At 60.2% G+C, this 12,875-nt stretch carries 10 protein-coding genes; 5 read left to right on the forward strand and 5 right to left on the reverse strand.

What is annotated here, in order from left to right:
- Positions 1-11: 11 nt before the first annotated feature.
- The 4 genes from RHP74_RS18835 to RHP74_RS18850 all read left to right on the forward strand — a co-directional run bounded on the left by RHP74_RS18835 (position 12) and on the right by RHP74_RS18850 (position 4,435).
- Positions 12-551 carry an HD domain-containing protein gene (locus RHP74_RS18835; protein ID WP_311096049.1) on the forward strand — a complete coding sequence of 180 codons (540 nt, stop codon included), beginning with the start codon at positions 12-14 and terminating at the stop codon, positions 549-551.
- A 207-nt stretch (positions 552-758) separates the two neighbouring features.
- Positions 759-2,375 carry an arylsulfatase gene (locus RHP74_RS18840; protein WP_311096050.1) on the forward strand — a complete coding sequence of 539 codons (1,617 nt, stop codon included), beginning with the start codon at positions 759-761 and terminating at the stop codon, positions 2,373-2,375.
- 68 nt (positions 2,376-2,443) lie between these two features.
- A complete protein-coding gene (locus RHP74_RS18845) occupies positions 2,444-3,712 on the forward strand; it encodes an outer membrane protein transport protein (RefSeq protein WP_311096051.1) in 1,269 nt (422 codons plus the stop codon).
- Positions 3,713-3,760: 48 nt separating this feature from the next.
- Positions 3,761-4,435 (forward strand): DUF3313 domain-containing protein, encoded by a 675-nt coding sequence (locus RHP74_RS18850; RefSeq protein ID WP_010455479.1) that lies wholly within the window; start codon positions 3,761-3,763, stop codon positions 4,433-4,435.
- Positions 4,436-4,468: 33 nt separating this feature from the next.
- Here RHP74_RS18850 and ligD read toward each other — a convergent pair whose 3' ends face one another.
- From ligD to RHP74_RS18865, 3 genes are read right to left on the reverse strand one after another with little or no spacing between them, the layout of a single operon-like run.
- Positions 4,469-7,069: a DNA ligase D gene (gene ligD, locus RHP74_RS18855; RefSeq protein WP_311096052.1), complete on the reverse strand. Its 2,601-nt coding sequence runs from the start codon at positions 7,067-7,069 to the stop codon at positions 4,469-4,471.
- The gene (locus tag RHP74_RS18860; RefSeq protein WP_311096053.1) at positions 7,066-8,058 is read right to left on the reverse strand and encodes a class I SAM-dependent methyltransferase; all 993 of its coding nucleotides are present in this window, start codon (positions 8,056-8,058) and stop codon (positions 7,066-7,068) included. Before RHP74_RS18860 ends, ligD begins: the two co-directional genes overlap by 4 nt.
- A 9-nt stretch (positions 8,059-8,067) precedes the next feature.
- The gene (locus RHP74_RS18865) at positions 8,068-9,453 is read right to left on the reverse strand and encodes an iron-containing redox enzyme family protein (protein WP_311096054.1); all 1,386 of its coding nucleotides are present in this window, start codon (positions 9,451-9,453) and stop codon (positions 8,068-8,070) included.
- Between the two features lie 192 nt (positions 9,454-9,645).
- On the opposite strand from RHP74_RS18865, the gene RHP74_RS18870 reads away from it, so the two are divergent.
- Positions 9,646-10,086, forward strand: coding sequence for a cupin domain-containing protein (locus RHP74_RS18870; RefSeq protein WP_311096055.1), 441 nt, complete (start codon positions 9,646-9,648; stop codon positions 10,084-10,086).
- A gap of 123 nt (positions 10,087-10,209) precedes the next feature.
- Here the strand turns inward: RHP74_RS18870 and RHP74_RS18875 are convergent, their stop codons facing one another.
- Positions 10,210-10,932 carry a tellurite resistance TerB family protein gene (locus RHP74_RS18875; protein WP_077749100.1) on the reverse strand — a complete coding sequence of 241 codons (723 nt, stop codon included), beginning with the start codon at positions 10,930-10,932 and terminating at the stop codon, positions 10,210-10,212.
- Positions 10,933-11,159: 227 nt separating this feature from the next.
- Positions 11,160-12,491 (reverse strand): IS110 family transposase, encoded by a 1,332-nt coding sequence (locus tag RHP74_RS18880; protein ID WP_304875483.1) that lies wholly within the window; start codon positions 12,489-12,491, stop codon positions 11,160-11,162.
- Positions 12,492-12,875: the final 384 nt, after the last annotated feature.

Here is a 12,875-nt window from a genome sequence, read left to right on the forward strand (position 1 = left end):
GGTCCGTACCGATGAACCCCCTTCTCGAATTCCCCGTGACCGACGAAATACTGACGTCCTACGCCCTGGCGGTCGGTGCCGATTTGTTGGGTTATCGCAATCACATTTACCGGGTGCTGAACTTCTACCGCGCGATCAGCGGCATTGAAGGCCTGCCCTCCGAAGCCGTGCAGATCGCCGGGGCGTTTCACGACCTGGGCATCTGGACCGATCAAACCATTGATTACCTGGAACCCTCGGTGCGCCTGGCCACCGACTACCTCGCCAATCGGCAACTGTCGCACTTGAGCGGCGAAGTGACGGCACTGATCCTCGAACACCACAAAGTGCGGTCCTATGCTGCCGACCATGCGCTCAGCGTCGAGCCCTTCCGACGCGCCGATATCATTGACGTGTCGCTCGGCCTGCTGACGTTCGGCCTGCCGCGGGCCTACATCAAAACGGTGAAGTCGGTACTGCCCAATCATGGTTTTCACGGGATGCTGCTCCGGCAAACCGCACGGCAATTCCTGCGCTCCCCGCTCAAACCGCTGCCAATGTTTCGCTGGTGATGGAGTCGTCGGGCAGGGATTGGTGCGAAAAGATCAGTTGAATCCGGCCGTCGCCGACCATGCTGTAAAGCTCATGAGACAGCTGCACATCACTGTCAATTACTACTGGATATTTCCCAGTTCATACCTACGCTCTTTCGGGGGATACCCATTTAAAAAAGGTCGGGGGGCCTGACTTCGGTACTTATCAGTACGCAGGAGCTGCTCATGAACCAGACACAATTAACCCGGTTGTTTGCTGTTTCAATGTTGTTGTCTGCAATGGTTCTACCCGGCATCACCCAAGCGGCCGACAAACCCGCCCCCAACATCGTGGTCATCATGGGCGACGATATTGGCTGGTCCAATATCGGCGTCTACAACCAGGGCATGATGGCCGGCCGGACCCCCAATCTCGACCAGCTCGCTGCAGAAGGCATGCGCTTTACCGACTACTACGCCGAAGCCAGTTGCACCGCTGGGCGTGCCAATTTCATTACCGGTGAACTGCCGATCCGTACCGGCATGACCACGGTCGGCCAGGCCGGCTCACCTGTCGGTATTCCCGCTGAAGCGGTCACCATTGCCACCGCGCTCAAGGCCATGGGTTACTCCACTGGCCAGTTTGGCAAAAACCATCTGGGCGACTTGAACGAATTTCTGCCCACCGCGCACGGGTTCGACGAGTTCTTCGGTTACCTCTATCACCTCGACGCCATGGAAGACCCGGCACACCCCAATTATCCGCAAGAACTTCTGGCCACCGTTGGCCCGCGCAACATGGTCCACAGCTGGGCGACCACCACCGACGATACGACGGTGATGCCGCGCTGGGGCAAGGTCGGCAAACAGAAAATCGAAGACGCCGGTACGCTCTATCCCGAGCGGATGAAAACCGTCGACGACGAAATCCGCGACAAGGCTTTCACCTTCATCGACAAGGCCAAGACCGATAACAAACCGTTCTTCCTGTGGCTGAACCCGACCCGCATGCACATCGTCACGCACCTGTCCGACAAGTACGAAGCGATGCGCAATTCGCAGAATGGCTGGTCGGAGCAGGAAGCCGGCATGGCGCAGCTCGATGACATCGTCGGCGACGTCATGGCCAAGCTGAAAAAAGACGGCATGGATGACAACACCATCGTGATTTTCACCACCGACAACGGCGCGGAAAACTTCACCTGGCCGGATGGCGGCACCACACCTTTTGCCATGGGCAAAGGTACCGTGATGGAGGGTGGCTTCAGGGTTCCGGCGATCGTCCGCTGGCCTGGCAACGTACCGGCCAACACCGTGGCCAACGGCATCATGTCCGGCCTGGACTGGTTCCCGACCCTCGTTGCCGCCGCTGGCAACCCGAACATCGCCACCGAACTGCTCAAGGGCAAGCAACTGGGCGACAGAACGTACAAGGTCCACCTCGATGGCTATGACCAGACACCGATGATCACCGGTAAAGGTCCGTCGAACCGGCATGAAATTTTCTACTTCGGCGAAAGTACGCTGGGTGCGATCCGTATCGATGACTTCAAGTACCGCTTCATCGATCAGCCCGGCGGCTGGCTGGGGGCTAAGGTCACGCTGGACATGCCGGTCCTGACCAACCTGCGGCTCGACCCGTTCGAACGCGCCGGGTGGCCGGAAAACATGGCAGCCAGTGGCTCACTGGAGTACTTCGAGTGGTTCAAGTTCCAGTTCTGGCGCTTTGTGTTTGTACAGCAGCAGGTGGTCAAACTGGCTGAAACGGCGGTTGAGTTCCCACCCATGCAAAAAGGCGCGAGCTTTAACCTGGAAGCGGTCAAAGCCAGGATCGAAGCAGCCCGGGCGGCCATGGCCAAGTAGACAGGCGAATACACGGGTGGCGGCTGCCAGCCACCCGCGTTCATGACGGACATCCGCTGAGGTGATCCATGCAATTAAAAACAGTCGTCCTACCCGCCTGCACCCTGTTTGCGCTGTGCTGCCAGCAGGCCCAGGCCGGCGGCATCATGCTCTATGAAATCGGCACCGATAACGTGGGGCTTGCCAACGCCGGTGCCGCCGCCCGCGCACAAGGCCCTTCCACCATCGCCAGCAACCCGGCGGGCATGAGTTATCTGCCAGGTACGCAAATTACCGGCGGATTGCAGCTGCTCTACGGCGACCTGAGCTTTGATCGCGACTCAAACACCAACGGCACGGGCAGCGGCAGTGGCAATGCCTTCGACCCGATTCCCGGCGGCAGCTTTTTCATCAGCCATCAATTCGATGACCACTGGAGCGTCGGTTTCGGCAATTACGGCGACTTCGGGTTGGCGGCCAATTACGACAACGACTGGTCCGGGCGCTATTTTGCGCAGAACGTCAGCCTCGCCGGTTTGTCGTTTGTGCCCAGCGTGGCGTATCGCTTCGATGATCAATGGTCGGTGGGCGTCGGTGTGAAAGCCATGTACGGCATGCTGCAAGCGCAAACCGCGATCGATCGTTCACCCTTTGGCTTCACCGACCGCAGCGACGGCCAATTCAAGTACAAAGACAACGATTGGGGTTTTGGGGCGAATGTGGGAGTGATCTACGCCCCGCAACCCGGCACCCGTATTGGCCTGGCCTACACCAGCAAGGTCGATCTGGACTTCGAAGACCGGCTGGATGTGAAAGGCGACGGCCGTTTGCTGGAGCGCGTCAACAACACCAATACCCAACTCGACATGACCGTGCCGCAAACCGCGACCCTGAGCCTGTTCCAGCAACTCGACCCGCGATGGGCCTTGCTCGCCTCCGTCAACTGGCAGGACTGGTCCGAGTTCGGCGATATCGCGGTGCAAGTCGACACCACCGCAGTCGGTTCACAATCGACCACCGTCGACGCCCATTTCAAAGACACCTGGCAACTGGCCCTGGGCGCGCAGTACCAGGCCACCCCGCAGCTGTTGTGGAATTTCGGCGTGGCTTACGACAGCAGCGCCGTTTCCGACGGCAACCGCACGTTTACCGTGCCCATGGACGAATCCTGGCGCATTGCGGCCGGGGCCACCTATGCTCTGAACAAGGTCACCGACATTAACGTCAGCTGGGCCATGGTCTGGCTTGGTGACATGCCGGTGGACCAGACCAAGTCCACGTCGGGCACTCGAACTTCCGGTCAATTCGACAATGCCTGGATTCAAGCGGTGACCGGAAACATGACCTGGCGTTTTTGATGCCTGCAATCGAAAAAAAAAGACAACCCCCATGGAGCACACACCACAATGAACCTGTCCCGGAAATTATTCATCGGCGTCGCATTGACCAGTCTGCTACTCGGGGGCTGCACCTCGAAAGTCACCGAAAAAGACCAGTACTCAGGCTTCCTTACCGACTACAACAACTTGCAGCAAGTCACCACCACCAGTGGCGAAACCGCGATGCGCTGGGTGAGCCCGTCCTGGAATCCAAACGCCTACGACACCGTGGTCTTCAACAAACTGGAGCTCTATCCGGCGCCCAAGCCGACCGAGCGGGTCAATCGGCAAACCCTGGATGAACTGCAGAACTACATGACCAGCAAGGTCAAAGGTGTGTTGGGGCAGAAATACCGCGTGGTATCGAGCGAACAATCAGCGCCGGGCGGTTCAAAAAAACTGATCATGCGCGCGGCGATCACCGGGGTGAATGCCGAAAACGAAGGCATGAGATGGTATGAAGTGGTGCCTGTCGCGGCCGTTGTCGGTGGTGTTTCCGCTGCCAGCGGGCATCGGGATCAGGACTCCACGTTGTTCATCGAGGCCGAGTTTAAAGACGCCAGCACCAACCAGACCGTGGCCAAAGTCGTGCGCAAAGTCTTCGGCAGCACGCTGTCCAATGCCAGCCAGGAAATCACCGCCAAAGACTTCAAAGTGGCGATCGACAAACTGGCCAGCGATTTGCAGGCGTTTGTCCGGTAGCGGCAGCTGCAAAGAACGCGACTAACCAAGACGCTATTTTTTCATTCCGACCCGCCGACGCATGTCGGCGGTGATGGTTTGCCGGGTTTTCTTCAAGTCCGCCCAAGGTTCATCACCCACTTCAGCCAGTCGTTCCTGCACGTTGTGGATATTCCACTGATTACCGCCCTTGAGCTCTGCCACCTCTTCCCGAAAAATCGGCACTGACACCGGCAACCCTTCGCGGGTGCGGGCGGCATAGGCGCAGATGGTAGTGGCACCCAGTCCATTGCGCAGGTAATCGATGAAGATCCGCCCGACGCGATTCTTCGGCCCTGACACCGCCGAAAAGCGCTCCGGCAGCAACTTCGCCATGTGGCTGACAATTGCGTGGCTGAAGTCCTTCACCTCGTCCCAACCGTGCTTTCGGGTCAGCGGCACCACCAGGTGAATCCCCTTGCCGCCGCTGGTCTTGAGGAAGGCCTTGAGCCCCAGTTCATCCAGTACCGACAGCGTCAGCTGAGTCGCCTCGACCATGCTTTTCCACGGCAGCGCCGGGTCCGGATCGAGGTCGAGAACGAAGCGGTCAGGTTTGTCGAGATTCTCCGTGGTAGCGTTCCAGGTGTGCAGTTCCACCGTGCTCATCTGCACGGCGCCAATCAGCGCTTCGGCGTTGTTGATGATCATCACCGGTTGGCCGGTGACGTCCTTGTCCAGCGTGGTGATGCCCGGAATGGCCAGGCGCTCGGCGTTTTTCTGGAAGAACAGCTCGCCGGCGATGCCATCCGGGGCGCGCACCAGCGCCACTGGCCGATCCTTGAGCTCGGGCAGAATCCATTCGGCGACGCTGGCGTAATACTCCGCCAGCTGCACTTTGGTGGTGCCGCTGCTCGCATCGATCACCCGGTCCGGGTGGGTGATGCGCACTTTGCCGTCGCCGAGGCCGACTTGTGAGGGCGCGGGCGCTGCCTTGGCCGGTTTCTTTTTCGTCGCGGTGGCCGGTTTGTCAGCGGCGGATTTCCTGCTGGTCTGGGCTTTCACGGCTTTCGCACGCTCCTCGGTGATGTCTTCAGCGGGCTTGTCATCGCGCAAGCCATGGAATACGGCATGGCGCACCGACCCGTCCTTGGTCATCTCGGCGAACGCGACTTCGGCGAGCAACACCGGTTTGAGCCAATGCACACCCTTGGCGTCGAAACCGGTCGGCGGATTGACCACCGCCGGTTTTTTCACCTGCAACGGTTTGAGCTGTTCATAAATGTGCTTGAGCGTGGTCTCGTTGAAACCGGTGCCGACCTTGCCAGCGTAGCGCAACTCGCCGCTGTCCCGATCATGCAATCCCAACAGCAGCGCGCCGAAGGCATTGCGCGCACCTTGGGGATCGGTGAACCCGACCACGACGAATTCCTGCCGATGTTTGCACTTGAGCTTGATCCAGTCACTGCTGCGCCGCGACACATAAGGCGACCCCAGGCGCTTGCCGATCAGCCCTTCCATCTGCATTTGGCAGGCACTGTTGAGCAAGGCTTCCGGCTCCTCGCCGAACGCGTCGGAGAAGCGCAGCAAAGGAGCTTTATTGGGTTTGAGCACCGTTGCCAGCGCGACCCGCCGCTCCTCGACCGGCACCTCGCGCAGGTCCACGCCATTGAGGTAAGGCATGTCGAACAGGTAATAAAGGATGTTGCCGCTGCGATTGGATTCAAAGGCATTTTGCAGCGCCTGAAAGTCCGGCACACCCTGCTCGTTAGCCACCACCATCTCACCGTCGAGCCAGGCCGACTCCAGGCCCAGAGCGGCCAGCGCCTCGGCCTGTTTCGGCAGTTTGTGGGTCCAGTCGTGGCCGTTGCGGGTGAAGAGTTTCACCTCGTCGTGGTCGATGCGCGCCATGATCCGGTAGCCGTCGAACTTGATCTCATAGCTCCACTCGCCCGGCGGAGCTTTTTCCACCAGCGTCGCCAATTCCGGTTTGAGCTGGTCGGGCAGCCTGGCCTTGTGAGCCCCGGTGAGTTGCGCCGACCGCTGTTTAGCCGCGACCTTGCGCGCCGGCTTCTTCACCGGTTTGGGCTTGACGGCGGTCTTGGCCTTTTTGGGGACAATGGTGCGGTCACTGAGCACGCTGTCGGGCTCGGCGGCGACCACATCGTAATCACTCTCGGGTTTCGCCGCGCTGTCCTGATGTTTGATCAGAAACCACTGCTCCTGCTTGCCCGGCATGTGCGTGCGAACCAGGTTCCACAAGCCGCCGAGTTTCTCGCCTTGCAGCTCGAACTTGAGCTTGCCTTTGGCATAGGCCTTGGCCGGATCTTCCTGGGGGATCCACACGCCCCGGTCCCAGACAATCACATCGCCGGCACCGTAATGCCCTTCGGGAATGCTGCCCTCGAACGTGGCGTAATCGATCGGATGGTCTTCAACGTGGACTGCCAGGCGCTTGACCTTGGGGTCCAGCGAAGGGCCTTTCGGCACGGCCCAGCTTTTCAGTGCGCCATCGAGTTCCAGGCGAAAGTCATAGTGCAACCGCGAGGCATCGTGCTTCTGGATACAGAACTGCAAGGCATGGTCTTTCGCAGTTTTCTTGCCTGAACGTTTCGCGGCGGGCTCAGAGGTCGCCGAAAAATCGCGCATGCGGTTGTAATCGTCCAGATTCTTGTTCATGGCGCACCTGTTGGCTCGACGCGTCCCCCAATGCCGGGGCCGATGCGCGTGACGATCAAGGCCACGACCGCAATCCGCTCCACCCGTTGATAGCCGGGCGTCAGCAACTCTTCACCGAACACATCGGGATCGAGTTCGCGATAGGTCCAGCCGAACATCGGCGATTCAAGGCGCGGGGTCAGTGCCTCAAGAAACGGATCCTGGCCATCGATCATTGCCACCCCGGTGTACAACACCAAAGAGCCACCGGGCGCCAGTCGAAGCAACGCCTGCTCGACAATGCGCAACGATAACTGCGCACCGAGAGCGCCGCCACCATGCCGGTAAGCGCGCTCGGTGGGGTCGGCCATGTAGGGCGGGTTGGCGACGATCAGGTCGAACTGGCCGTCGACGTCCTGCAGCACATCGCTGGCCTCGACCGTGACGTTAGCGACTTCCGCCAGGGCCGCGTTGACCGCCGTCAAACGCAGCGCCGCGGGATTGATATCGACGGCCAGCACCTCGGCTTCACGGCGTGCGCGGGCAATCACAATCGCCCCGACACCCGCGCCGCAACCAATGTCGACGGCGCGCCGGATCGGCGCGAAGGATTGTTGAAGATGAGCGTGGATCAGCTGCGCGAACCGGTAGCTGTCCGGTCCGAAAAACACCGCGTCCGCCGCGTCGGTGGGAAACCCCGAGTGCACGAACAGCAAATCATCGAGGCTGGACCAGCGCACACGGCTTTTCAGTCGGCCGTTGCTTTCTTGCAGCACGCCCGCCTCCTGCAACTGCCGCTGTTCATCGGTCGACAGCAGGCCCGGTTCGAATGCGCGCGACCAGCCGAACACGTCGCGCAAGGTCCGGGCGCTTTGCCCAAAGGCGCGGTCGTTGACCCGCTGGTGCGTGAGCGGCGTCGGGGTGATAAACCGGTAACCATCGGCCTGCAAACGGCGCCCCAGCTGCACCAGCGCCAGATCGGCAGCACCCAGTTGCTCTTCCTGATTCATGCCGTGCTCCTATCGCAGGCTGGATTTGAGTTCGATGAACCGTCGCGTGGCCATCAGGCCGGCCGGATGGGAATGCCGATGGGCCGACAACCACGGGATCAGCACCGGCATCTGCTCGTGTGCGGCAAGCCCCTCCAGCGAGGTTTGCAGGCTCTGGATATCCGGGTCGTTGTCGGGCACTGGCGGTTCTGTCGCGACACTCGTGCCCCGGCGAACCGCTGTGGCTGAGCGCTCAGGCGTCCAGTTGCCGGCAATCCAGTCATGCAGCAGCTGTTTTTCATAGGGGCTGAATACGCCGAACATGGCGGCACCATCCCCCTCGATCAACTGCCAGAAGCGACTGGCCTGAGGATCCTGCCCGCGCTTGATCCAGCCCTTTTTTTCCATGGCGGCAAGGAACCCTGGCAACTGCTCCGGCGCGGACAGCCACTGGTTGACGGTCTTGCCTTCAAAACGGCAGTAGTCGGAATGCATGTGCTGGCCGAACGGACGCTTGCGCTCAAGCATGTTGAGCAGCTCGGCGTCGAGGTCGAACGACTCGATGATCGCGCGACTGCCCTGCCCCAGATCATTGAGTCGATAACCCAGCGCAACCCGACGCAGAAAGTCTTCGCGATCGCCTTCCACCGGCAGCAGTTGCAGCACCGACTGCACGGCTTTTTGCGCGTGGCCGGTGCTGGCGTTGTCGATGGTCACGTGCAGGGTGAAGTAATACGGATCGATGCCCAATTCGCTGAGTTCATAGGCGCTGACCAGCAGGTGCAACGGCAGCTGTTCGTAGCCCAGGTTGTAGCCGATCACCTCCGGCAAAAACTCGTCGGCGGATTCGCCCAGCGCCAGTTGTATCGCGCCCTGCAGGTAATGCTCGTCGGCGATCACCCCAGGGTCTTGCAGACCATGTTCGGCGAGCAGCTTGCGGTAGATCACCACATGATTCTGCGCCGGGTTGCCGTCGCCGAGCTCTTCCAGATAGGTGCAGATCAGCCCTTCGAAACGCGGGTCGCGCCACTGACGCAGCAGGCCGTACAACCAGGCGCCGTCGACCAGTTTGGTCGGGGCCACGGCTTGCAGGAAAAACAGCGCGTGGGCCTTGTTAGTGAAAAACTGCCGGGGCCCGCCTTCTTTGCGTTGTTGCAGGTAGTCGGCGTATTGGCGGGCAACGTCGACGCTGTGGTGTTCGACGAACGATTGCAGGGCCGTCAGGTCCGTTGGCATTTCTTGAGGCAAGTGGGTGGCGCGTTCCAGCTGCACTTCGAGAAAGTTTCGCGCCAGAGCGCGCCGTTGCTCGGGGTCGACGCCCAGCAGCAGGTGTTCATAGGCTTGTTTAAGGCTCCCGGCGGCCGGGATCGGGTGTTCGTGGGCGGGCCGCGATTCAAGTCGGGTCAGGGCAGTCATGGGCGCATCTCTCGGTCTAAGGCCAGTGGCAGGACGTTGAATCAACACGTCTCTACATCAGCAGAGCGATTTGCCCGGAGAAAAATTCAATCGACGTTGAAATCGCCCTGACGGACGGACCTGTGCAGCACCGCCCGCCCGGTGCACGCGGCCTATAATCAGCGGGTGCGGGGTCATCTTCGGAGAGCAATCATGCGAACGGTGCACGTCATCGAGCAATCGCCGGCACCCGTAAATGTCGTGGGCGAGGCGATCACCATCCTCGCGGGCGGCGACCTCAGCAAGCCCTTTGAGATGCATATCCAGGAAGGCGTGCAAGGCGGTGGGCCGCCGCTGCACTTTCATCCGTGGGACGAGGCGTTCTATGTGGTCGACGGCCAGGTCGAAGTGACCGTGGCGGGCAAGTCCGCCACCGTCTCGGCCGGGGGGTATGTGCATATCCCCGGAGGTTCGATCCATGCCTACAAGAACATCAGCCCTACCGCGAAGATGATTGGCGTGGTGTCGGATCCCCGGGGCGGGCAGTTTTTTGCGGCGGTGGATCAATTAAGGGTGCCGGAGGATTTACCGCGGATACTGGAGATTGCCGAAGCGTACGGGGTTATTTTCCTGGTGCCCAAACCGGCAGTTTGATCGCGTTATCGTTCTTCGTAAGCAGGCTAGCGCCCACAGGGACCTTGCGCACACCGCAAATCCACTGTGGGAGCTGGCCTGCTAACGAAGGCGGCCTGAAAGACAACCCGGTTTAAAGGGCCCCTAAACCGCACCACCCTTGGCCTGCTGCTCCAGATGCACTTGCAGCTCAGGGTCAATCTTCAGCGCCGCCGCCAGCTCATCCAGATAGTTGCGCTCGGCATCCTGCTGATCGTCCACCAGCATCACGCTGGCCAGGTACATCTCTGACGCCATGCCAGGATCCGTCGCCGACTGCGCCACATCGGCGGCATCCAGCGGCCGGGCCACTTCGTCATCCAGCCATTGCTGCAATTGCGGGTCGTCGGTGTGGCGGCCCAGTTCGGTACTGATCATCTGTTTCTCGGCGTCGTCAATCCGGCCATCGGCCTTCGCTGCAGCAATCAACGCCCGCAGCACAGCATGGCTGTGCTCCTCGACTTCCGGGCCGGACAAAAGGTCTACAGTACGCGGTGCCTGTTGCGGCGCAGCCGCCTGACTGCGTTGCCACGCCTGATACGCCTGGAAGGCCATCATCCCGAGCGACGCCAGGGCCGCATAGTTGGTGCCGCCACTTGAGCGGGTCCGGGTCGAGCCGCCCAGCGGTGAGCCGCCGCCGAGCAGGCCACCGAGCAAACCACCCAATCCGCCCCCGCCCATGGCTGAACCACCGCCACCGCCCAACAAGCCGCCAAGCAACCCGCCCAGACCGCCGTCGATGCCGCCCTGGGCAGATGCGCCACCCTGTCGCTCCCTGGAGCCCTGGCCGGCCCGCAGGAGTTGTTCGAGCAAATCGCTGGTGTTCATGACGACGTCCTCATCGATGGGAGTGACCCGGTCAGGCAACAATAGTCCTCGCCGGCAAATGCGCCATTACCGTTTGGCCTGTGGCGAGGGAGCTTGCTCCCGCTTGAGTGCATAGCACTCACAAAAACCGGCATTGCTGCCACATTTTTTTGGGGGCCGCTACGCAGCCCGGCGGGAGCAAGCTCTTATCAAACAAAAAATAACCCATTGTTTTTGCTCTTGAAAAATCATGCTGCTTTGACCAGTTGCATGCCTAGCTTGCGCGCTTTTCGCTCCAGAGCGCGCAGCTGTCGGCTGCGGCTTTTTTCTTCAAACTCTTCAATTCCCTTCTCAACATAGGGCTGCCCCTTGGTCAGCATGGCGTAAATCAGCCGCGCCAATTGGTGTGCGGTGGCTTTGATCGCGCAACGGGTGTCCATCCGCGTCAGGCGGGCGCGGTGGCTGGCGCCGATGAAACTCTTGTCCTGTCGCCCATTGGAAGCCGCTTGCTTAAGCGCTTGAGCTGCTCGATTAATGATTTTCGGTGCTTTCCCTGGAAGCGGTTTACCTCCTGATATCCGCGTAGGCGGTGCCACGCCCAGCCAGGAACAAAAGTGCTGAGAGGTGGGAAAACGTGACAAATCCGGCCCCAATTCACTGGCTAATACCAGCGCCGTATCAATCCCGATGGTGGGAATAGCCGTCAGGTCCACACCCATTACCTTGTTCAATGCCCGGTGCAACGCTTGCTGTTGGTCGGTCGAGCGGTGCGGGCTGCGCAGCGGCTTGCCGGGTGCCACTGGTTCATGCTCAAGAACAGGTAGTCGCTCAAGTGCCTGGGCGATGGCCCGGTCACACTCGGCGATCTGGGTTTCCAGAAAGTCATGGCAGGCCAATTCCTGACTCAGAGCATGCAAGTGCTCGGCTCGCCAGTTGCCATGCAAACTGCGGGCAATGGTCGCCTGATCTGCCTTGATGCGCCCGTCTTTCATCGTTGCGAGTTGTTCAGGGTTACGCTCGCCGCCGACAATAGCCCGCAAAATCTTCAGGCCCGTCACCCCGGTGATATCGCTGATGACTTGGGCCAGCTGGATGTTCATCTGGCTCAAGGCTTTTTGCATGCGATTGATGGACTTGGCTTGATCGCAGACTTTATTGGCTCGCTGACGGACCAGAGAGCGCATTGAGCAGATTTCATCCGAAGGGCGAAACGCACCGCTGAGCAGACCATGGGTCATGAGCTGCCAAATCCACTGGCAGTCGAGCACATCGGACTTGCGACCTGAGGTCTGCCGGGTGGCGCGCGAGTTGACGAGGTAAACCTCGAATCCGCGTGCATCCAGCACTTCGAAAAGGGGGATCCAGTAGACCCCCGTCGCCTCCATGGCCACCACGTTGATGTTCAGTGACTGGAGCCAGTCGGCCAAAGCAATCAAGTCGTCGGTGAAGGTGGAGAATTGACGAACAGGTGAATCACATCGCCCTGAATCCACGGCGACCCAGTGTTCGCGAAGGCCGACATCAATGCCGGCACAGTGATGATGGATAATCTCAAAACGCTTTTGGTTCTTGCGCGCCATGACAATTCCTCGCAGGATTGAACAACGCGCGCGGGGTACACGGTGGCGAACGGATTCACTCTCTTATACGAGGTCATGGCTTACGCCATGCCGTCAGCGACTCCACGCCGATACCGTGCAGGCCACTCTCCCTCTCGGGTGCTGTCACACCAGTGCTGGTTACGGCCTTTGCCCCGCGCGCGTTCTTCAAACTTTACGATGAACCTGTTTGCTGCGCGACAGCGCGGCGTCGAAGACGGCGCGGGGCCTCCCTCGCCACAAAAACGGGTAAGCCTGTATGCCAGTGTTCAGTGAACAGCACTGCAGATTAATCCAAAGTATTTTTTGCCGGCCCAGCTAAGATTTACTGGCGGTGAACCTTATTCCCGGATTTCCGGTCGATAC

The organism is Pseudomonas sp. SG20052, from assembly GCF_031766055.1.
GTDB classification, from domain to species: Bacteria; Pseudomonadota; Gammaproteobacteria; order Pseudomonadales; family Pseudomonadaceae; genus Aquipseudomonas; species Aquipseudomonas mandelii.